Source organism: Candidatus Filomicrobium marinum (genome assembly GCF_000981545.1).
Classification (GTDB): domain Bacteria; phylum Pseudomonadota; class Alphaproteobacteria; order Rhizobiales; family Hyphomicrobiaceae; genus Filomicrobium; species Filomicrobium insigne.
In genome coordinates, this window is record NZ_LN829119.1 from 2,389,423 (window position 1) to 2,410,663 (window position 21,241).

General features: G+C 57.0%; 16 protein-coding genes. 12 read left to right on the plus strand and 4 right to left on the minus strand.

Annotation, left to right across the window (positions count from 1 at the left end; genetic code table 11):
* Nucleotides 1-138 precede the first annotated feature (138 nt).
* The 5 genes from YBN1229_RS11230 to YBN1229_RS11250 all read left to right on the plus strand — a co-directional run bounded on the left by YBN1229_RS11230 (nt 139) and on the right by YBN1229_RS11250 (nt 9,691).
* On the plus strand, nt 139-1,620 hold the full coding sequence (locus tag YBN1229_RS11230) for a circularly permuted type 2 ATP-grasp protein (protein ID WP_052743877.1): 1,482 nt from the start codon (nt 139-141) through the stop codon (nt 1,618-1,620).
* Nucleotides 1,617-2,684, plus strand: coding sequence for an alpha-E domain-containing protein (locus tag YBN1229_RS11235; protein ID WP_052743878.1), 1,068 nt, complete (start codon nt 1,617-1,619; stop codon nt 2,682-2,684). Before YBN1229_RS11230 ends, YBN1229_RS11235 begins: the two co-directional genes overlap by 4 nt.
* A gap of 54 nt (nt 2,685-2,738) precedes the next feature.
* Complete coding sequence (locus tag YBN1229_RS11240) at nt 2,739-6,035, plus strand: DUF2126 domain-containing protein (RefSeq protein WP_046479219.1); 3,297 nt, start codon at nt 2,739-2,741, stop codon at nt 6,033-6,035.
* A 240-nt stretch (nt 6,036-6,275) separates the two neighbouring features.
* On the plus strand, nt 6,276-8,819 hold the full coding sequence (locus YBN1229_RS11245) for a circularly permuted type 2 ATP-grasp protein (protein WP_046479218.1): 2,544 nt from the start codon (nt 6,276-6,278) through the stop codon (nt 8,817-8,819).
* Nucleotides 8,816-9,691, plus strand: coding sequence for a transglutaminase family protein (locus YBN1229_RS11250; RefSeq protein ID WP_046479217.1), 876 nt, complete (start codon nt 8,816-8,818; stop codon nt 9,689-9,691). Before YBN1229_RS11245 ends, YBN1229_RS11250 begins: the two co-directional genes overlap by 4 nt.
* Here YBN1229_RS11250 and YBN1229_RS11255 read toward each other — a convergent pair.
* Nucleotides 9,688-10,776: a zinc-binding metallopeptidase family protein gene (locus YBN1229_RS11255; protein WP_076605346.1), complete on the minus strand. Its 1,089-nt coding sequence runs from the start codon at nt 10,774-10,776 to the stop codon at nt 9,688-9,690. The two genes, YBN1229_RS11250 and YBN1229_RS11255, sit on opposite strands and share 4 nt — an antisense overlap.
* Nucleotides 10,777-10,890: 114 nt before the next feature.
* Between YBN1229_RS11255 and YBN1229_RS11260 the strand changes: the two genes are divergently transcribed.
* From YBN1229_RS11260 to YBN1229_RS11275, 4 genes are all read left to right on the plus strand, one after another.
* Nucleotides 10,891-12,033, plus strand: a complete 1,143-nt coding sequence (locus tag YBN1229_RS11260) for a threonine synthase (RefSeq protein WP_046479216.1) — start codon at nt 10,891-10,893, stop codon at nt 12,031-12,033.
* A 173-nt stretch (nt 12,034-12,206) separates the two neighbouring features.
* The gene (locus tag YBN1229_RS11265; protein WP_046479215.1) at nt 12,207-13,151 is read left to right on the plus strand and encodes a GGDEF domain-containing protein; all 945 of its coding nucleotides are present in this window, start codon (nt 12,207-12,209) and stop codon (nt 13,149-13,151) included.
* Nucleotides 13,152-13,334: 183 nt separating this feature from the next.
* Nucleotides 13,335-13,772, plus strand: a complete 438-nt coding sequence (locus YBN1229_RS11270; RefSeq protein ID WP_046479214.1) for a universal stress protein — start codon at nt 13,335-13,337, stop codon at nt 13,770-13,772.
* Between the two features lie 86 nt (nt 13,773-13,858).
* Nucleotides 13,859-14,038, plus strand: coding sequence for a DUF1328 domain-containing protein (locus YBN1229_RS11275; RefSeq protein WP_046479213.1), 180 nt, complete (start codon nt 13,859-13,861; stop codon nt 14,036-14,038).
* 132 nt (nt 14,039-14,170) lie between these two features.
* Here YBN1229_RS11275 and YBN1229_RS11280 read toward each other — a convergent pair whose 3' ends face one another.
* Nucleotides 14,171-15,586, minus strand: a complete 1,416-nt coding sequence (locus YBN1229_RS11280) for a sensor histidine kinase (protein ID WP_046479212.1) — start codon at nt 15,584-15,586, stop codon at nt 14,171-14,173.
* 454 nt (nt 15,587-16,040) lie between these two features.
* Nucleotides 16,041-17,699 carry a CHASE domain-containing protein gene (locus YBN1229_RS11285; RefSeq protein ID WP_160298704.1) on the minus strand — a complete coding sequence of 553 codons (1,659 nt, stop codon included), beginning with the start codon at nt 17,697-17,699 and terminating at the stop codon, nt 16,041-16,043.
* A gap of 312 nt (nt 17,700-18,011) precedes the next feature.
* On the opposite strand from YBN1229_RS11285, the gene trxC reads away from it, so the two are divergent.
* The 3 genes from trxC to YBN1229_RS11300 all read left to right on the plus strand — a co-directional run bounded on the left by trxC (nt 18,012) and on the right by YBN1229_RS11300 (nt 20,612).
* Entirely contained in the window at nt 18,012-18,500 is a 489-nt protein-coding gene (gene trxC / locus YBN1229_RS11290) for a thioredoxin TrxC (RefSeq protein WP_046479210.1), read from the plus strand.
* A complete protein-coding gene (locus YBN1229_RS11295) occupies nt 18,497-19,594 on the plus strand; it encodes an NADH:flavin oxidoreductase/NADH oxidase (protein WP_046479209.1) in 1,098 nt (365 codons plus the stop codon). Before trxC ends, YBN1229_RS11295 begins: the two co-directional genes overlap by 4 nt.
* 109 nt (nt 19,595-19,703) lie before the next feature.
* Nucleotides 19,704-20,612 carry a formate/nitrite transporter family protein gene (locus tag YBN1229_RS11300; RefSeq protein WP_197540864.1) on the plus strand — a complete coding sequence of 303 codons (909 nt, stop codon included), beginning with the start codon at nt 19,704-19,706 and terminating at the stop codon, nt 20,610-20,612.
* A 74-nt stretch (nt 20,613-20,686) separates the two neighbouring features.
* Here the strand turns inward: YBN1229_RS11300 and YBN1229_RS11305 are convergent, their stop codons facing one another.
* The gene (locus tag YBN1229_RS11305; RefSeq protein ID WP_046479208.1) at nt 20,687-21,190 is read right to left on the minus strand and encodes a Dps family protein; all 504 of its coding nucleotides are present in this window, start codon (nt 21,188-21,190) and stop codon (nt 20,687-20,689) included.
* Nucleotides 21,191-21,241 lie beyond the last annotated feature (51 nt).

The following is a 21,241-nucleotide window of genomic DNA, read 5'->3' on the forward strand; positions in this document are numbered from 1 at the left end:
TGGCGCGTTGTCTGCTTATATATTCAGCACATCGCCCAAAAGACTATCGTTGCGGCTAACGATTGCCTGGGTGATACTGCGATTGCTTAGCAATAAGACAGCTAATGCTCTCCACAGGCTCAAGCTACAGAGCAATCGATGGCAACAATTGCAGCCTTGACGGATCCGACCCAGCCAGCACCCTTCGATAATTATGATCCAAGGGGTCACTATTGCGAACTCCTCGGCACGAAACTGGAACCCGGAAGCAGCGCCATAGGCATCTGGCAGCGTCTTCAGTCTCTCGGCCTCGACGCGTTGCAAACGCGAGCCGCTGAAGCGGCTAATGAACTCTTCAATTTAGGTATTACATTCACCGTCTATACCGAGCGCACGGCGATAGACCGTATTCTTCCCTTCGACGTGATCCCCCGTATCATTCCGGCCAATGAGTGGGACCTGTTGGAAAAGGGAATTCAGCAGCGGGTGAAAGCGCTGAATCTCTTTTTATGGGACGTCTACCACGAACGGAAAATCCTTCGAGATGGCGTCATTCCAGCCAATCTCGTTTTGAAGAATGCCAATTACCGCGAAGAAATGATTGGCCTCGATCCGCCATGCGGCACTTACATCCACATTAACGGCACAGATATTATTCGTGACGCCAATGGAGAGTTTCTGGTCCTTGAGGACAATGGCCGCGCGCCTTCTGGCGTCTCATACGTCGTAGAAAACCGCCACTTGATGCAGCGGGCCTTCCCCGATCTCATGCAGGGGTTGAAGGTGCGTTCGGTCTCCGACTATGGCGAACGCCTCCATCACAAGCTGGCGGAAGTCGCGCCAGAGGGCGTGACTGATCCCACGGTCGTTCTTCTGTCGCCGGGAGTCTACAACTCGGCGTACTTCGAACACATCTTCCTCGCGCGCGAAATGGGCGTCCCGCTCATCGAGGGCCGTGACCTGATCGTCGAGAACGATCGCGTCTTTATGAAAACCGTTGCCGGATTAGAGCCGGTCCATGTCATCTATCGTCGTCTAAATGACGATTTCCTCGATCCAGAGGCATTCAATCCCGAGAGCATGCTTGGGGCCGCGGGGCTCATGCGCGCGGCGCGCCGTGGTAATGTCACGCTCGCCAATGCCGTCGGAACTGGCGTTGCGGACGACAAGGCGGTTTATGCTTATGTGCCGCGCATTATCCAGTACTACCTCAACGAAGAGCCGATCCTCGGGAACGTTGAGACACACATCTGCGCGGAGAAGGAAGGGCTATCCTATACGCTCGCCAACTTGGACAAGCTGGTGGTTAAGCCGGTCGGTGAATCGGGAGGCTACGGTATCGTCGTTGGTCCGAAGGCGACACGAGCCGAGCTCGACGAGGCCCGCGAGGGCATCCTGCGCGATCCGGCGAACTTCATCGCGCAACCAATGATAGACCTCTCCGTCTGCCCCACCCTGACCGAACACGGTTTGCGCCCACGACATGTCGATCTGCGGCCCTATGCGATTACGGGACGTGACACCTGGGTGCTTCCCGGCGGCCTGACCCGAGTGGCGTTGAAGGAAGGGTCAATCATCGTCAATTCATCGCAAGGCGGCGGCACGAAGGATACGTGGGTGTTGAAGGAGGCGTGTAAGTGAGTCTGCTGGCGCGCTACGCCGAGCACTTGTTCTGGATGGCCCGTTATATGGAGCGGGCTGACAGTCTCGCCCGAATTATTGAAACGCATGCGGCCTACGATCGAGGGCGCGAGTCCGAGACGTCGTGGAAGTGGCTCGTGCAGCTCTACGCAGATGACGAGGAGTTCGAGGAAAAATACACCGACGCATCTCAGCGTAACGTCCTGCATTTTTACATCCGAGACCTGGACCATCCAGGTTCGATTTTGTCGGCTATAAAGGCGGCGCGGGAGAACGCGCGCGCACTCCGGGCCTATCTGCCGACAGAGATGTGGTCGCAGCTCAACGAGTTCTACAATCGCATCATGCTGACAGGCGAAGCGGAAATCGACATCGTACACCTCTCGCGCACGTGTGGCATGATCAAGAGCGGTTGCCAGGCTCAGTTTGGTATCGCCGACAGCACGCTTTATCGCGATGAAGGCTGGCGCTTCTACGGCCTGGGCCAATTTCTTGAACGTGCCGACCAGACGAGCCGGCTGCTCGATGTGAAGTTCGCACAGCTCGCTGCCGAAGAGTCTCCGCAAGACCGCATCGCCGACACGACATTTTGGGCATTGGTTTTGCGCTCGGCGTCCGCGTATCAGGCATTCCAGCGGATCGAAGCCTGCCGCGTCGACCCGGATCGCATCGCTGTCTTCTTACTTCTCAACCCAAGCCATCCGCGCTCCGTTTCCTTCTGCACCCATCAGATGGAACGCCTGCTGCACGAACTACGTATGCGGTGTCGATTGGCGAGGACAGGACGTGCGTTGCATCATCTCGATGAATTGACGGCATACCTGCAGGTGGCTCAGCAGCATGCCGATCTGGTCGGGAACCTGCATGTCTTCAACGACGGCCTTCAGCGGCGCCTCAACGCAATTGCCGATGAATTGGGGGCGACGTTCTTCGGATACGCACCGCATCAACCAATCGTCCAGACACCAGAGCCGGGAATGCCTGTGATCGGAAATGTGACGCAGAGCCAAAGTCAGAGCCAAAGTCAGAGCCAAAGTCAGAGCCAAGGCTCGGCGCCCTCCTAAGCACGCTCCCCCGACCGAAATGTCTTCGTTGCTGCAACCTCATCATCGGTCTCCATGCTTCATGTCGCACTGACTCACCGGACCACATATCGCTACGACCGGACAATCAACATGGGCCCGCAGATTATCCGTCTGCGTCCTGCCCCACATTGTCGAACACCGATTTTGAGCTACTCGCTCACATTGTCCCCGAAGTCGCATTGGCTCAATTGGCAACAGGATCCGTTCGGTAATTTCCTGGCCCGGGTCGTGTTGCCGGAACCGACGGATGAGTTCTCGGTAACGGTTGATCTGATCGCCGATATGGCCGTCATCAATCCGTTCGACTTCTTCATCGAAGAGAGCGCGGCGGAATGGCCATTTGCCTACGATCCGGCTCTGCAAAGGGAACTTCAGCCCTACCTGTTGCCGGAAGAGATAGGCCCCGAGCTGAAGGCTTACCTTGCGACCATCGATCGTTCTGCGAAAACGACGATCGATTTTGTCTGCGACCTGAACCGCCAACTGCAATCCGCCGTGCGGTATCTGATCCGGATGGAGCCAGGCGTCCAGACGCCGGAGACAACGCTGACCAACGCCTCCGGCTCGTGCCGGGATAGCGCCTGGCTGCTTGTTCAGATCCTGAGAAATCTCGGATTGGCGGCGCGCTTCGTCTCTGGCTACCTGATCCAGCTGAAGCCGGATGTGAAAGCCCTCGAGGGGCCATCCGGGGCCGAAACGGATTTCACGGATCTGCATGCCTGGGCCGAAGTTTACGTTCCGGGCGCTGGGTGGATCGGCCTCGACCCGACGTCCGGCCTCTTAGCCGGAGAAGGCCATATTCCGCTAGCCGCGACACCGCATCCCGTGAGCGCGGCGCCCATTACAGGCGCGCATGAAAAAGCCGAAGTCGAGTTCGACTTCGAAATGGCCGTAACACGCGTGCGCGAAACGCCGCGCGTGACAAAGCCATACGACGATGCTCAGTGGCAAGACATCGTGAATGCAGGTCGCGCCGTCGATGTGCAGTTGAGCAAAGGCGACGTGCGCTTGTCGATGGGCGGTGAACCGACATTCGTCGCTGTCGACGACATGGATGGCGCCGAATGGAATACGGCGGCAGTCGGACCGACCAAACGGCGGTACGCAGAGGATCTTGTGCGTCGTCTGCGCGACCGCTTCGCGCCGGGCGGCCTGCTGCACTACGGTCAGGGCAAATGGTATCCTGGTGAAGAGCTTCCGCGTTGGTCCTTCTCGATTTATTGGCGCGCTGATCAGGAACCGCTTTGGACCGATGACGCGCTCATAGCTCCCGAGGCGCAAGAGGGGCCACCACCCACAAAGCTGGACGCAGAAAAATTCACGAAAGCGTTGTGCGATGAACTGGGCTTGCCCGACGATAGCGGGATTCCCGCATACGAGGATGTCGCTCACTTCATGCTCATTGAGCAGAAGTTACCGATCAACCTGACACCGGAAGACAACAAGCTCGAAAATGAAGCCGACCGCGCCCGTCTTATCCGGGTATTTGAGCGCGGGCTAGGAGCTCCGGTGGGCTATGTTTTACCTATTCAGGTGTGGCAGACGCACGACCGCGGCCGGCGTTGGGTCACCGAACGCTGGGCGCTACGGCGGGACAAACTTTTCCTCACGCCGGGCGACTCCCCGATCGGATTCCGGTTGCCTTTAGCCTCGCTGAACTACGCAGCCCCCGTCGACTACCCACAAGTCATCCCTCGCGATCCGCAAGTGCCCCGCGAGCCGCTGCCGCAACGGCAAGTGCTTTTGCAGCGTCGACGCACAGTGACGCTTACGGCGCAACAGCCCGTGACAGCACCGGAGAAGGATGAAATTTATGGGGCCGTGCGCACGGCCCTTGCCGTCGAGCCGCGAGATGGCCGCGTATGTGTATTCATGCCTCCGCTTGAGGACGCTGAAGACTATGCGGCCCTCGCAGGTGCGATTGAGGGAGCGGCTGGAAAAACGGGAGTAAAGGTCCACATCGAGGGGTATTCCCCACCTCACGATAGCCGATTGAACGAAATCAAGGTCACGCCGGACCCCGGCGTCATTGAGGTCAACACGCAGCCGGTGAGTTCCTGGGCGGAGGCTCTCAAAGTGACGGAGGGGCTATATGAAGATGCACATCAGTGCTGGCTCGGTACAGAGAAGTTCATGCTCGACGGCCGGCATACGGGTACGGGGGGCGGCAATCACATCGTGTTGGGTGGGCTGACGCCGGCCGACAGTCCATTCTTGCGCCGGCCGGATCTGTTGGCGAGCCTTGTCGCCTATTGGCAGAACCATCCCTCACTGTCCTATCTATTCTCCGGGATGTTCATCGGCCCCACCTCCCAGGCTCCGCGTGTTGATGAAGCGCGGCACGAAAGTCTGTACGAGCTGGAAATCGCGCTTGCCCAGGTGCCGGGCCCCGGGGAGGGGCACCTGCCACCCTGGCTCGTCGACCGTATCTTTAGAAACCTGCTCATCGATGTGACGGGCAACACCCATCGTGCCGAAATCTGCATCGATAAGCTGTATTCGCCCGATGGCCCGACCGGTCGCCTGGGCCTCGTGGAATTTCGATCGTTTGAAATGCCGCCGCACCCGCGCATGAGCTTGGCGCAACAACTACTTCTGCGGGCGCTCATCGCGTGGTTCTGGGAAACGCCTTATCGTCGGCCTCTCGTCCGTTGGGGCACGTCACTCCATGATCGTTTCATGCTGCCTCACTTCGTGTGGTCGGATTTTGCGGATGTTGTGGCTGATTTGCGAGCCGCGGGCCTTCCCATCGAGCTATCCTGGTTCGAGCCCCACTTTGAGTTCCGTTTCCCGCGCTATGGCCAGGTTGCGACCCACGGATTGACGGTTGAGTTACGCCAGGCGCTCGAACCCTGGCACGTTATGGGAGAGGAAGGTGCTGTCGGCGGCACCGCGCGTTACGTCGACTCCTCGCTTGAGCGTGTCCAGATCAAGGTCACAGGGCAGTCGGACAACCGCTTTGAAATCACCTGCAATGGGGTGAAGCTCCCCCTTACCAAAACGGGTGGTGCGGGCGAAGCGGTCGCAGGGATACGTTACCGGGCGTGGCAGCCACCCTCATGCCTCCATCCCACGATTGGACCACACGTGCCCTTGACCATCGACATCTACGACACCTGGAGCGGCCGTGCCGTAGCCGGATGTCGCTATCATGTGTCGCATCCAGGCGGCCGCAATTTCGAAAACTTTCCGGTCAATGCGTTTGAGGCGGAGGGACGGCGGTTGGCCAGATTCGAGGGGAATGGCCACACGGCAGGAGCCACCACGCCGATCAATCCTCCCAGAAATCCGGACTATCCGGTCACCCTGGACCTGCGTCTTGTGCGCTAATTCGACCCGTATGAGCATAAATCTACGCCGAATCTGCCGAAACATAGGCCAAGTGTATTCATTTGGTCACGTTGATTGGCAAAGCAGCCTCCTATAATCGGACAGCTTGGGGCGAGTCGTCGGTAAGTAGAAGCCAGCCGAAAGCACGTTTCTTGAAAGACATGGCGCGAACTCAAAAGGACGCGCAATGTATTCCCTACGTGACCATGAGTACCTGCGGTGACCTGGAGCACCGAATAGATGACGATGAGTGCACAGCAAGCCTTGCCCCCTAGTGGGAGCTTGTTAGCCGGTTACCGGCCCATCGCAGGCGTTCGTGATGAACTGCTCGATGAGCACGGCCGGCTCCGGGCTCATTGGGCTGATGTGCTAGAAGCTCTTGAAGGTCTCGGTGATCACGAGCGGCATCAGCGCTCTGACCGTCTTAACCATCGCGTTCGCGAACTCGGCATAGCGAATGATATCTACGCTGACCCGAGCAACACCGAACAACCCTGGCATCTGGATCTCATTCCGCTGATCATTTCTCCCGCTGAGTGGCGTTGGCTTGAAGCGGCGATGATCCAGCGCGCGCGCCTGATGGACGAGATCCTCAAGGACGTCTACGGCGAACAAAACCTCATGCGGCGCAACCTTTTGCCGCCATCTCTCGTATTCTCCGACCCGGCGTTTCTGCGCCCTTGCGTTGGTATAAAACCGACAGGCTCCCCCCTTCAATTTTACGCAGCGGATATCGCACGCGGCGCGGACGGCATGTGGCGGATCATAGATAGCCATGCCGAAACGATGGCCGGCATCGGCTTCGCACTAGCCAATCGCGTTGTGCTGACCCAGGTCGCTGGCGACCTGTCTAAAACCGCAAATATCATGCGCCTGTCGTCGTTTTTCAGCGACATGCAGGCCAGCCTCTTCGCACGGTCGGAAAGACCTGATCCCCGCATTGCACTGCTGACGTCAGGGCCGACGAATAGCGATTATTTCTCGCACGCCTACATCGCTCGATATCTTGGGTGCCTCCTTGTTGAGGGAGGCGACCTCAGCGTGGTGAACGAGCGTCTGTACTTGAAGACGCTTGAGGGATTGAAGGCCATCGATCAAGTGGTGCGCTGCACCGAGGCGGCCTCGTCTGATCCGCTCGAATTGAACCCCAGCGATTTCGGCGGCCCGGTAGGGTTGGTTCAAGCTGCCCAATACAACCCGGATTTGATCGTCAACGCTCTGGGATCAGCGATCGTCGAAAACCGTGGTTTGAGCGGTTACCTTCCGAGACTGTGCCAGGAACTGCTCGGCGAACCCCTGACGTTAGGAGATGCGCCGCGTTATTGGCTGGGTGATGCGGAGGCCCGCGAGCAAGTGCTGCGGAATCCGGACAAATGGATTTTCCGCGCCGCGCACGAAGGAACAGGACGACCGGGCCGTGCAACAGCGGGCCGCATTCTTTCCGCACTCGATTCCGGGACGACCGAGTCGCTCCGCACAGAGGTTGAACTGTTCGGTCAGTCCATGGTCGCGGAAGCACCCGTAGGGTTCGCAACGACACCCTCGCTGGGAGAGAACGGTCTGCATCCCGTGCCGTACGCCGTTCGCATATTCGTCAGCGCGACTGAGGACGGGTATCGGGTGATGCCCGGTGGCATTGCGATGACCGTGGAGACCCAATCCGTCGCGCTGAGCGCCCCCTCTGCATTGACCCGAGACGTCTGGATCAGTTCCGATACCCGTAGCCGCCCGCACACGAGCTTGTGGCGTCCGGCAATAGAAACAGCCACCGTAGATCGGTCGCAGCGCGCGCTGCAAAGCCGCGTCGCCGACAACCTATTTTGGCTGGGACGTTACGCCGAACGGACGGATTGGATTATGCGAGCGCTGCGGAGTGCTCTGGAGCGGCTTGATCAGGATGTGGGGGCTTCGCCTGACGGACCGCGAGCGGCACGGCGCTGTTTGTCCAGTTTGATTGCGCGCGACAGCGACGTGGACCTGCCGGGGCCTGAAGTATCCGACGTCGATGCGTTGAACTGGATGATCGGCCAGCTGCTCTGCAATGACACCCACGTCTGCGGCCTCATCCAAACCGTCGAGGCACTTCATCGGACACTCGGACATATTCGGGATCGGCTATCACTCGAAGCATGGCGCACGCTCAGACGGCTTCGCGCAGCGGATTTGCGTGGCGTCGCACGTATCGACGCGCTGGAATGGCTTGAAGATGGGCTGACCTCCATTGCCGCGTTTAATGGCCTGGTCCACGAGAACATGACACGCAACTTCGGTTGGGCTTTCCTCGATATGGGAAGGCGGCTGGAGCGCGCTTACAATCTCTCAGAAGCGATCGATGCCCTGATCGTGAAAAGCGAAGAACATTCCTCCGCGGAATTGGTTCTTTTGCTTGAACTGGGCGATAGCTTTATGACGTATCGCTCCCGTTATCGTCTCGAGCCAATGCTGCATCTTGTGCTAGATTTATTGTGCCTCGACGAAGCAAATCCGCGGAGCATAGCGTTCCAGCTCGCTGCTATTTCAAACCATCTCGAGCACCTGCCCAAGGGGCGGCTCGGAAATACCCTTTCGGAGGAGCGGCGTCTGGTGCTGGGGCTGCGGACTTCGGTCCAGCTCGCGCAGGCCGAATTGCTGGCCGACAAGAGTGGCGATAGCCAGCTCCGGGATGTTCTAACCGAACAAATGGACAAGCTTCCGCGATTGTCCGATGCCATAATGCGTAGTTATTTTAATCCGAGCGACGAGCGTCCAAGTCGTGTGTTCACACGGTTAGAGCCCACTCAATGAAGTTCGACGTCAGTCACAAGACTGTCTACAATTATTCAGCAATGGTCTCCCACTCCAGCCATTGCGTGCACCTGACGCCCCGCCCTATCGCCCGTCAGACTGTCGAGCGTCACAGTCTGATGATCGAGCCGGCGCCGACGACCCGCATCGATAGGATTGATTACTTCGGCAATCCTGTCTCGATCCTTAGCATCGACGGGGCGCATTCCGAATTCGTCGTCCATGCCCGTTCTACGATCGTCGCAGAACCTCCAGAGCCCGTTGATCCAGAAGCGACTTGCGCGTGGGAAGATGTGCAGCAACGCGTGACGACAGGGAACGGCGACTTGGACCTTGATGTGATCCAGTACTTGTCACCGTCGCGGCTGACGCAGCCAATACCGGCGATTCTGACTTATGCGCGCCCGTCGTTTCCGGAGCGGCGGCCAGCCATCGCGGCAGCCTGGGATCTTGCGCAACGCATTTTTCAAGACTTCAAGTTCGACGCGACCGCCACGGATCTCTCTACGCCGCTCAGTGAAGTCCTGCGGAACCGCCGCGGTGTTTGTCAGGATTTCTCGCATCTTATGCTGTCTTGCTTGCGCGCGATGCATCTCCCGGCACGCTACGTGAGCGGTTACATATTGACGAAGCCACCTGAAGGGGGCGAGCGGTTGCAGGGTGCCGATGCCTCCCATGCATGGGTGTCGATTTGGGCGCCGGAATGCGGTTGGGTCGATATGGATCCGACCAACAAGATCATGCCAGGCGAGGAGCACATCACCATCGCCTATGGCCGTGACTATGATGATGTATGTCCGATCAGTGGCGTCCTGTTGGGCGGACGCGAGCACGGGGTACGTGTCGCCGTTGACGTCGTACCCACTAGCTAGTGATTGGAAAGGTTAGGCAGAACCTTTTGCTCACCATGCCAGCCGCTTGCCCGGCGGACGGCCCGCTCTTTTCCCACAGCTTGCACCAAGCCGTGAACAAAGGCCATTTTCTCCAGCGCCGCTGACGGGTTGACGAAAGGATAGAAATCCTGATGCCCCATGCTGCGACTGAGGCTGTTGAGCGCCAGTGTCAGAGGCACCCACCGTTCAATGAGAGCATCGAAGGCTTCTGCTGAATAGCTGTCAAACCTATTGGCGGAATCTTGATCGTTCGCGAGCGTAATGCCATTTGCCTCGGCGGTGTCGACAGCGTCGATTATGTGCAGATAATGCGCCCAGGTCTCTGCCCAGTCTTCCCACGGATGTGAACTGGCATACGCCGACACATAGCTGGATTGCCAGTCAGTCGGCGGACCTGCCGCACGATACTGTGAGAGCGCGCACTCATAGTCGATGCGTTCATCTCCAAACAAGCGCCTGAACTTATCGATGTGCGGCGTACGGTCGACAAGAATTGTCCAGTAGTAATGGCCGCTTTCATGCCGGAGGTGACCGAGAAGGGACCGATAGGGTTCAGCAAATAGCTGACGCGCACGCTCACGCTCCACGGCATCGGCTTCCGCCAGGTTGACGGTAATCAAGCCATCTGCATGACCCGTCATCGCCCCGCTGACAAAATCGAACTTCAATCCGGGTTTGCCATCGATCTCCTCGTCGAAGGGAAGGGAGAGCCGCATCAAAGCATAGATAAGCCGCTTCTTGGCATCCTCGAGAGCTGCCCATGCGGCGGTGCTACCGTTATCGGAAAGGTTGGGAATGGTTCTGTTGAGGTCACATGCTCGGCATAGACCGCTTAAGTCCCCCCGCCGCATCAGCCAATTACACACGCCATGCTGTGAATTGCTGCAATAATGAACCCTGAGGGGCTGCTCACCGATCGTTTCCAACTCATTATCTGGCGTGGGCTGCAGCGCGGACATCGTCAGCCGCTCGGGGAGAAAACCAAGCGGGCTACCGCACCGCACACAATGCACGTTCTGAAAATAAACGATGTGCCCGCAATTCGAGCAGTTGAATTTCTGCATGGAACAACGATACCCTAATGTCGGGTAACCCCGGTTGAGTTGAAGAAAACCGTCCTGAATAACGTACGAGCAATCTGATGGGTTGCGCCGCCTGCTTCAAAAGCGAATGAGGTCATGACTGCCGTGGGCAGCGAACCTTGCTACTCTGACCCCGTCACGGGACGCCACTATGCACTTGGCGACCCCCGTTGGCGGTCGGATGATGGCCACCCCTTATCGATCATCGAGCTATGCGGTTTGCGTGCTTCCGAAATCGACGTGTCGGAACGCAGTCTTTGGCGCTATCGCAAGGCCTTACCGATTCCGATCGCAAACCCCGTCTGTCTGGGAGAGGGTGTTACCCCCCTTATCCAGCGTACATGGAATGGCCGCCAGTGCCATTTTAAACTGGAATGGTTCGCCCCGACCGGGAGCTTCAAGGACCGTGGCGCATCTGTGATGGTCTCGTTCCTGCAGCAGCTAGGCATCGCCGCTATTTTGGAGGATAGCTCGGGAAATGGCGGAGCGGCGATTGCCGCCTACGGCGCGGCTGCGGGAATGCGCGTCAAGATACTTGCACCGGCTAATGCCCAACCCCCCAAGATCGCCCAGATCAAGGCGTACGGAGCTGAAGTACAACTCGTGGAGGGGCCACGGGAAGCCACGGAAGCTGAAGCGATCCGCCAGTCTTCGGAAGTTTTCTACGCCAGTCACAACTGGCATCCCTTTTTTTTGCAAGGAACGAAAACTCTCGGCTACGAGCTCTGGGAGGATCTGGGCTTTCATCCGCCAGATAACATCATCATACCGACAGGCGCAGGCAGCAACGTTCTCGGGTGCGACCTAGCGTTCACAGAGTTGATGCGAGCGGACCAAATTCATACGTTGCCGAGACTTTTCGCAGCTCAGCCAGAAAATTGCGCACCGATACATGCACACTATCAGGCTGACAGGCACGCGATGGATGCGTTGCATTTCGCGCCGACCGTCGCTGAGGGCGCGTCTATAAAGAACCCGGTGCGTCTCGGTTCTGTACTTAAAGCGATACGACGTTCAGGCGGAAACACGGTCGCCGTGAGCGAGGCCCAGATCGTCGCGGCGTGCCGGGGGTTGGCAGCCCAAGGACTCTATGTTGAACCTACCAGTGCAGTGGCCGCGGCCGCCTTTGATTTGTTGTGTCGGCGTGGGGAAATCGGTCCCGACGAAACGACGGTCGTCGTGCTGACGGGCAGTGGACTTAAGGCCTCAGCATTTATGACAGAGCTCTTTTCTCACTGACGAACGGGGACTCTTATGAGCGAATCCTAGCGACGTCAGCAACGTGAAATTGAAAACAAAACACATAAAAATCAAAATGTTATATAGATCACATGTAATCGTAAATTAGCAATTTGTAAACCGAGGTGCATCTACCGTCCGTCACTGTTCCCGACACAGATGGTGGTAACGCGATGGCTACATTGCAGGCGGCTGACTATTCCGCCCGGTGCATCCCCCGACTGTTCCATGAGATCGTCGAAGGCAGTGTCGATGCCGTCGTCGTTGCTAATGAGGGTCACACGATCGGCTACGTCAACGCGGCGGCCGAAACATTGTTTGGTTATAGGCGCGAAGAACTCGTGGGGCAGCCGCTGGATATGCTCATCCCTCGCGCTGACCGGCGACACCGTCGACACTTGATCGAGCGCCTGAGTGCGTCTCCCACATCCAGATTTCTGTATTCAGACCATCATCATACGTTTTACGCGCTGAGGGCGAGCGGAGAAGCCTTCCCAGTCGAGATTTCTATCCTCAAGACGAAGGATGAATTGGGAGTGCGTTTCATCGCGTTCGTCCGCGACCTCACCAGACAGAAAGAGCTTGAGGCGAGCCTTGAGCGTCTCGCGAGCACGGACCCATTGACCGGGACACGCAATCGTCGTGCATTCTTGGAGGAAGCTCGGAAGGAACGTTTGCGCTGGAGGCGCTTTGGCGAGCCGCTGTCCTTGGCAATGATCGACCTGGATTGTTTCAAGAGCATCAACGACCGATTTGGTCACGTCTATGGAGATCAGGCGCTCAAACATTTTGTCACGACCGTCAACAGTACAATCCGGGAAGTCGACATCTTCGGGCGTTGGGGTGGGGAAGAGTTTGCGTTGCTTTTGCCCGCGACATGCCTGCGTAATGCAGCAGTCGTTGCAGAGCGCATCAGAGCGCGCGTACAGGCAGCAACACCGCCGCGAGAGCCCCGTTGCGCCTCCGGATGTGCACAGATAACGGCGAGTATTGGTGTCTCAACCTTTGTAAGTGATCAGGACACGATCGAAAGCATCATAAACCGTGCCGACCGTATGCTCTATATGGCCAAATCGTCAGGCAGAAATTGCGTCTGCCTTGATACCCGTGGCGATTGATCACTAGCCTCTGGTAAAATCCGACTCCGAGTACGATCTAAACTCCGTATGCATAGTTTGATTGCGGAGGGGGCGAGCGCCGTCAAAATTTGATCGTCGCGACGCTGGGACCGGATTGGTGTACGCCAAGTCGAAGGCAGAGGAAATGTTCGCCGGGACGCCGGCGTGGAGAAGGAGACAGCTATGTACAAACATATTTTGGTGGCAACGGATGGATCGGAGCCGGCCGAGCGCGCGATGCGCGATGGCTTTCAACTGGCGAAACTTCTGGGCGCTAAGGTCTCGGCCATAACCGTCTCAAGGCCGTGGCAGGCCGTAGCGCCAGGCGAGCTTATGGTGGCATTCCCGGAAGAGGAATACATGCAAGGTATTCAGCAACTCGCGGAAGAGAATTTGAAGAAGGTCACGGAGGCGGCGGCGGCAGCGGGTGTGACGTGCGAAACGATGCACGTCATTAATGATCAAGTCTATCAAGCGATCATCGATGCGGCTGAAAAGAATGGTTGCGATTTGCTCGTGTTAGGGTCACATGGCCGCACCGGACTAGCCCAGTTATTTTTAGGCAGCGAAACACAAAAAGTTCTGGCGCACACAAAAATTCCTGTCCTAGTCCATCGCTAACCGGTGGTGCGTGCCAAAGTGTGTGGAACGGAAGTAGTGATATCGCGTTTCCGATCTACAGACTACGCAACAACGGAGAGTGGATCATGCTTGGTTGGGCCGTCCTATTCCTAGTGATTGCGCTGGTCGCAGCAGCACTTGGATTTGGTGGAGTAGCTGCAGTATCAGTGGAAATCGCGCAAATCGTCTTTTGGGTTTTTATCGTTCTGTTCGTCATTTCTCTGATATACGGGCTGATAAGTGGGCGACGTCCACCAGCTGTCTGACGAAAAGAATGTGCCGGGCGTGTCGCATGCGCCCGGTTTTTTTTATGTTGAATCCAATAATTCCTGAAATTCATTCCAGGCTAAGAACATCCTGAAACTTTGAGACGGCACAGAGGTTGAGCAGTGGCTCCCTCATGTTTCAACGTGCGCCATGCTCACATCGATTTTGCAAACGACGCCTTCCGGTAGATAGTTGATGACAGCATTTCCATCGAGCGCTCGCGCTAGGATCCGCTCAGTCATCGTCTGCCCGAAACCGGGTGGAGAGGTCGGAGGGGACACTTCCGGTCCATCCTTTTCTTGCCACGTAATTTTGAGCGTATTCGGATCATCCGCTGGATCGAGTGTCCAGAAGACATTGATTTGCCCCTTGGTATCGGAAAGCGCCCCGAATCGTTGCGCGTTGCGGGCAAGTTCGTGCAGGGCAAGGCCCAGGTTCTGCGCGGGTTCTGCTCTTATGCGCACACTAGGTCCCTCAAGATGGAGTCTCCTCTCCGCGCCATCCAGGTAGGGTTTTATTTGTGTGCGAACGAGTTCATCCAAGGGAATGGCGCGCCAGTCGTGCTCCACGAGGAGGTCCTGACTGCCCACCAATGCGCGAAGACGCGCATCGAATGATGCCAAGAATTCGCTTAGAGACTTTGACCGTTGCGCTGTTTGTCGCGCGATGCCGAGCAAAATCGTAAGTGTGTTTTTGGACCGGTGAGACATTTCACGCAAAACGCTACGTAAACGCTCTTCGCGTTCCTTCTGCTCAGTGACTTCCACCGCAATGGAAAGGATACCCGCGATCGACCCATCCTCATTGTGATAGGGCTCCGCGGTCAAATCGAAGTAGCGCAACTGATGGCCGTTCTGGACGATGACCTGACCGCGTTCTTCTTCGCCGGTATCGATAACTCTCTGTTTGAGAGACATCGTTTCCTCAGAAGTCTTGTTTGGCAGGATTTCGTCATCGGTCCGCCCCAGCATGTACTGAGCGTCAAAACCTGACGGAGCATTACGTATCCAGACGTAACGCAGACTAAGATCCTGCATCGATACCGTGATGTTTGTATCGCGCAGCGCTATTTCGAGCCGTTTTTTCGCTTCGTAGACCTCGCGGGACCGTACCGCAACTCTCTCCTCCAAATCCTTCCGTGTTTCGCGAAGTTTTTCGAGCGTGCGGCGGTGTGCGGCAACGCGATGTTCAAGGTCGGCGCGGGACGGCATCTCGATAGCCGCACTGATCAGCAAGCACACAGCAATGGCGGCAAAAGGAGCCACGATAGCCGCACTGATCCACGCAAATTCCGCGATCTCGCTTTCTACGAGCCCATCGGGAAACAAGGGTGACAGATAGGTCGTAAGCCAGTGCGAGGTCGAAGGGAGCAGCAACGCAACGCCAGTCAGGAATGCAAACACGATCCCCAACGCCACACCCCACCACCCCGAGGGAGATAGCTCACTCAGCCGCTTTATCAGAAGGATGCTTCCAATGGCCATCACAATAAGCGCTGCGCCCACCATGGCTTGAGCTGCGATTGCGATGCCGGTTTCTGGCTCCAATTCGTTACCTGCGACTAGATATAAAAAGTTTGGGATGAAAACGGCGAGCGGACCATATCCGGACGCCCAACATGAAGACGTCAAGGCGAAGCGAAAATTAGGGACAAGTGTGCACGCCGCCTATTCTTGAAACGTTCTTTAGCATGGCAGGTTCCCTATTCCTGTTCCTCTGAGAACTCCGGAAAGTAAACATCACGTACATATAATTGCGGGAGCAACTGATTCGGGTTGCCCGGCATAGTGATTTCTCGACGAGCATAGGCAGTCCACGGAACAAAAATGCGGGACGACATCTTCCTCATCCCTTACCACTCCGCAAGTACTTGGCCGTGAGAAGTCCCCTGCAGACGAGATCACGCATCGAGGCGTCTCGGACAAGGTTAACGCGAGATCAGAAGAAGAGTTCCTTATCGTCGCGGATCGCAGGGTGAACTTGATTTCGCAGCGTGCCGGCTTAGTCGGGCAACGTAAGTTCGTCAGATTCATCCGCGCTTATGGCGGCAAGGGGGGCTGAAAATTCATAGCGTAAGCCCTCGGCGGCGAATGTGATTTTGGGCTGACTATCCGGTCCGTGCGCGAGTGATTGGCGCAAGAGCGTCTGCCCGAAGCCGCGGCGCGTAGGTTCATTGACGGGAGGCCCACCACTTTCCTGCCACTCAAATCGGCAAACGGCGTTACGGCCACGTCCGACGACGTTCCAGCGGACACTGACGCGGCCAGTCGAGTTGGACATGGCTCCATATTTTACTGCGTTCGTCGCGAGCTCGTGCAGGATAAGCGCGAGTGTTTGCGCGGTGCCGGCGCTTAGCTGAACATCGGGACCGCTGACTATAGCGCGTGCACCAAAAGCCTCGAGCTCGGCCTGGACCAATTCGCGTAGAGGAGCGCCGGACCAGGATGAATCGAGAAGGAGCGTATGGGCGCGGGCGAGTGCGTGAAGGCGCTTTGAAAAGACTTCGCGCGCCTCTTCGACATTGCGTCCGTCCGATAAGCTGCGGGTTGCAATAGATTGCACGACCGCGAGCGTGTTCTTGACCCGGTGCGCAAGCTCCCGCGTCATCAAAGACATACGTTCATTAGCTTCATCTGCCATTGCTTGGCGTTGCCCGATGGAGAGCACGAGGAATGAGAGGAGCGCGGTCGCCATCAAGCCAGCAGCTAGCAGTGTGTGGGCACCTGAATAATCAATTGATTGCTCGAACTCTGGTGTGGATTCAAAGCGCAGAAGCCAGTTTGCTCCGTACAGGTCGCGTGCAGCTTCAACACTGAACCGTGGCTTCGATCGCGCAGCGCTCATACCATCGGTAAGGTTTTCGGATTGATAGAGCTGTTTCGGATCGGCACCACCGGTGGCATCGAAGATCGCTATACTCGTGAAGCGGTCGGGGCGCGGATATTGGCGCTCGACCACACTTTTCATTAGTTCTTTCACACGCAAGGGGCTGTAGATGAACCCGCGCAGCGCCGCGCGCCGTTCTTCAACGGTACCGGTCGGCATGTTTTCGCGATAAAGCGGCAGGTAAAGTAGAAAGCCAGACGAACTGTCACTGTTCGCCTCTTTGGTTTGAAGGCTAGTAACATAACCGCTGGCCGCCGGTAATCCCGTGTCGCGCGCGCGTATCATCGCGGCTCTGCGGACAGGTTCTGACCACATGTCGAAGCCGAGAACCTCCCGGTTCTGTACAAACGGTTCGACAAAGACGACCGCAGAATAGATGTCTCGATCTTCTTTGGGCTTCAGATCGTAACTTGGGAAGCCCTCGCCCCGGACGGCAGCGATATGCGCGTCCCTTTCGGTTCTCGTCAAAACGGCAGCAAAGCCGATGCCTTTGATCCCTGGAAAATTCTCAGTAATCCGCAACGCTTCAACGTAGCGACGAAATTGAGTGCGGCTGACAGCCGGAAGGGTTTCGAAAAGGGCTTGTGTGCCCCGCAGCATATGCTCGTAAGCGGTTGTAGAACGCTCAATTTCCGCCATGAGGGCTTCGGTGCGTCCCTGAAAGACCTTTTCGGCTTGTTCCGTGACGCTGGAAACGCCAAAGCGCCAAGCTAGCGTCGTGGCCGTCAATCCGACCACGGCGACGATCATTACGGACCGTACCGTAGGCCGCATTGCTGCTCGCCAATCAGGAATATGGGATAGAAGCCGTCGAAAGGTCGGAAGCATGCGGTATAATAACTGTCCTTATGCTGCTTTTTCGGCTGAGCTCGGGTGAAAGATCTATATGGCGCCAAACAATCGCATCGTGCGTGCGTCCCGTAAAGCTGTAGGCCGCCAACCGATGAATGTTGGCTCTTCGACCGCAACTAAGGGAACTCGTGCATCGCACACGCGTTCAATCAGGTCGGGTTCGTGAGATTGGCGCTGCGCACAACCGTGGGCCCATTCGCAAATTGCTAGGTGCTCGCAATACGAGGGGCTGAGATGGCAAAGCCAGACACTCTCATTGTCACATGTCCAAAATGCGCGACGCTTAATCGTGTTCCCTTTGAAAAATTGGGCGACCACGGCACATGTGGAAAATGCCACAATCCGCTATTTGCGGGGAGCCCCATAGAGTTGACCTCTGAAAACTTCTCAAAGCACGCCGCTTCGAGCGACATCCCCCTACTCATCGACTTTTGGGCGAGTTGGTGCGGTCCGTGTCGACAAATGGCGCCTGGCTTTGCAGCCGCAGCCCAAAAGGTCGAACCGCGTTTGCGCCTGGGCAAGGTGGACACTGAAAAGGAGCAGGACTTGGCGGCGCGTTTTGGTATCCGCAGCATTCCGAGCCTCGTTCTCCTGCATAAAGGTGAAGAACTGGCGCGCACCACCGGCGCCATGCCCGAGACGGCACTTCTGAATTGGATTGACAACGCGATGGCAAAGCGTCAGCGACATTTCCCAAGCCAATCAATTGGGGATGAAGCATGAGCTTGTTATTCACACCGTCAAAGGTGGGATCTGTACAACTCCGTAATCGTATTATCATTGCACCGATGTGCCAATATTCAGCCGAAGAAGGTTGCGCCACTGATTGGCACATGATCCACCTCGGCAATCTGGCTCTTTCTGGAGCTGGGTTGCTCACGATCGAAGCCACGGCGGTCGTGCCAGAAGGACGGATCAGTCCTGATGACCTAGGTCTGTGGTCTGATGATACGGAAGCCGCGCTTAGCCGCGTGTTGCAGGCCGTTCGGCGTTACTCGGACATTCCGATCGCTATTCAGCTGGCACACGCCGGACGTAAGGCATCCGTGCGCGTGCCTTGGGAGGGCGGCGCGCAGATTAAACCGAATGAAAGTCGTGGCTGGCAGACCTACGCGCCTTCAGCCATACCTTTTGCCGAAGGCGACAATCCGCCGGTGGCCTTGGATCGCGGCGAAATGGAGATAATCCGCGAAGCCTTCGGTGAAGCTGCAAAACGAGCGGCGCGCTTGGGCCTCGACGCAATACAAATTCACGCGGCGCACGGATATCTGCTGCACGAATTTCTTTCACCTCTTGCCAACCAGCGAGACGATGAGTACGGCGGCAGTTTGGAAAACCGGATGCGGTTTCCGCTTGAGGTCTATGACGTCGTACGCGCGGCCTTTCCGGCTGATCGCCCCGTAAGTGTCCGTGTATCAGGATCGGATTGGGCGGAAGGAGGCTGGGACAGCGAGCAGACGGTTGCTTTCGCCAAGGCCTTAGAGAAGCGCGGATGCAGCGCCGTCCATGTGTCGAGTGGCGGCCTGGTCCCTACTCAAAAGATCCCGGTCGGGCCCGGCTATCAGGTGCCGCTCGCCCGCGCCGTAAAGGCCGCGACCAAATTGCCGACGATCGCGGTTGGGTTGATCACCAGTTACGACCACGCAGAAGCGATCGTCGCGAATGGAGACGCAGACTTCGTCGCACTCGCAAGAACGATACTCTACGAGCCGCATTGGCCTTGGCATGCTGCGGCGCACCTCGGTGCGACCGTTAAGGCGCCCAAGCAATATCTGCGGTCCCAACCTGCGCGCTATCGACATCTCTTAGAAGGATAGAGCACAAGGAGTTTCGAGTGACCTTGCTAATTTTGGATCTTGAACCGCCAACACAATGAAAGACACTCCGCGCAAACGCGGCGTGGTGAATATTGTTCGGTGGAACACAATGAACGAAAACGAGGTTGCAGAAATGCAAGATGAAGCCGGGGAAAAGAAAGACGCCGTCGATACCGTTCGGGAAATGAACGACGAGACCAAAAGCTCCCGGCTAGAACGCGGCGAGGAAGAAAAAGCCCGCGAGCGTTCTCGCCTGCGCGCGGCGGCAGTTTTCGAGATCATCCGGCGAGAGGGGCAAGGTGAGCTGGCGAGGGGCTTCCCCGCACTGTGGTGGTCCGGCCTTGCCGCGGGCCTCTCAATTGGTTTTTCCGTGCTCGCAGAGGCTTTTCTTGCGGCTCATTTGCCCGATGAGCCGTGGAAACCGTTGGTCGACAACCTCGGATATTCGGTTGGCTTTCTAATCGTTATTCTCGGACGTCAACAGCTCTTCACCGAGAATACTCTGACCGCCGTCCTACCGTTTATTTCCAGAGGCGGGCACGTTTGGTGGCTGGTCTTGTTACGGCTGTGGGGAATTGTTTTGGCGGCCAACCTTATCGGCTGCATGATTTTTGCGTACTTCATCTCGCAGAGCGGTGTGTTGCCGCCCGAGGTTGCCCGTGCCGTGACGGAAATCGGCGAGCATATGATGACCAACACACCGAGCGAGATGTTCCTCAAGGGTATTGTGGCGGGTTGGCTTATTGCTGCGCTGGTTTGGATGATGCCGTCCGCCGAGGGCAGCGAGTTTTGGATCATCACCCTGATGACGTATTTGATCGCGTTGGGGGATTTCACCCACGTCATCGCAGGATCTGCAGAAGCGTTCTATCTCTTCTTTGAGGGACGCGTTGGTCTTGCTGATGTCTTCGGGGGATTCCTTTTACCCACGCTTGCGGGAAATGTGTTTGGCGGCACAGTGCTGTTCGCTGTCGTCGCCTATGCGCAGGTGCGTGAAGAGATCGCCAAGGAACGGTAAGCATGCATAAGGAAATGTGCGTCGGCTGAGCGCGAGGATTTTGTCCTTTCGCCGGCCGACGCCGCGACATTCAATCAGGCGACGATTGCACCCAACATCCAGATAGCTTTCTCGTGGAACGCGAGGCGCCCGTTTAGAAGATCGTGCGTTACAAAGTCTTCGTCTTCAGCCGCGCTTGCAGTGATGCTGCGGATGCGCCGGGCCATTTCCTCGTGATCCGCGATAAGATGTTTGACCATCTCCTGGGCTGACCGTTTGCTCGTTTCTTCATTGAGCTGGGTCATAGACTCTAGCTTCTCAAAGCTCAGCGGTGTGGGGTAGCCCAACGCCCGAATGCGTTCCGCGATATCGTCGGCGGCTTGGAAAAGATTTTTGTAATGCTGTTCTGTAAGTTCATGGAGCGGAAGGAAGACAGGCCCAACGACGTTCCAATGGTAGACATGAGTTTTCACGAGCAGCGTGTAGGTATCGCCGAGGACCTTCCCGAGATCTTCAGCGAGCTTTGATCTGCTTTTTTGATTGAGCCCGGTATTTGGATTTTCGTTGGCCGGCTGCGCGGCAAGAGCGGTCTTTGCCATGTTTGTTTGCCTCTAATTGAATTTGAAACAGCGTGACCCGTAGGCCGACGC

Bases quoted from the DNA above. Each gene is read 5' to 3' on its own strand.
- YBN1229_RS11285 (WP_160298704.1), bottom strand. From the start codon at position 17,699: ATGCGGCCTACGGTACGGTCCGTAATGATCGTCGCCGTGGTCGGATTG.
- YBN1229_RS11250 (WP_046479217.1), top strand. From the start codon at position 8,816: ATGAAGTTCGACGTCAGTCACAAGACTGTCTACAATTATTCAGCAATG.
- YBN1229_RS11305 (WP_046479208.1), bottom strand. From the start codon at position 21,190: ATGGCAAAGACCGCTCTTGCCGCGCAGCCGGCCAACGAAAATCCAAAT.
- YBN1229_RS11230 (WP_052743877.1), top strand. From the start codon at position 139: ATGGCAACAATTGCAGCCTTGACGGATCCGACCCAGCCAGCACCCTTC.
- YBN1229_RS11265 (WP_046479215.1), top strand. From the start codon at position 12,207: ATGGCTACATTGCAGGCGGCTGACTATTCCGCCCGGTGCATCCCCCGA.
- YBN1229_RS11245 (WP_046479218.1), top strand. From the start codon at position 6,276: ATGACGATGAGTGCACAGCAAGCCTTGCCCCCTAGTGGGAGCTTGTTA.
- YBN1229_RS11255 (WP_076605346.1), bottom strand. From the start codon at position 10,776: ATGCAGAAATTCAACTGCTCGAATTGCGGGCACATCGTTTATTTTCAG.
- YBN1229_RS11270 (WP_046479214.1), top strand. From the start codon at position 13,335: ATGTACAAACATATTTTGGTGGCAACGGATGGATCGGAGCCGGCCGAG.
- YBN1229_RS11240 (WP_046479219.1), top strand. From the start codon at position 2,739: ATGCTTCATGTCGCACTGACTCACCGGACCACATATCGCTACGACCGG.
- trxC (WP_046479210.1), top strand. From the start codon at position 18,012: ATGGCAAAGCCAGACACTCTCATTGTCACATGTCCAAAATGCGCGACG.
- YBN1229_RS11295 (WP_046479209.1), top strand. From the start codon at position 18,497: ATGAGCTTGTTATTCACACCGTCAAAGGTGGGATCTGTACAACTCCGT.
- YBN1229_RS11260 (WP_046479216.1), top strand. From the start codon at position 10,891: ATGACTGCCGTGGGCAGCGAACCTTGCTACTCTGACCCCGTCACGGGA.
- YBN1229_RS11275 (WP_046479213.1), top strand. From the start codon at position 13,859: ATGCTTGGTTGGGCCGTCCTATTCCTAGTGATTGCGCTGGTCGCAGCA.
- YBN1229_RS11300 (WP_197540864.1), top strand. From the start codon at position 19,704: ATGAACGAAAACGAGGTTGCAGAAATGCAAGATGAAGCCGGGGAAAAG.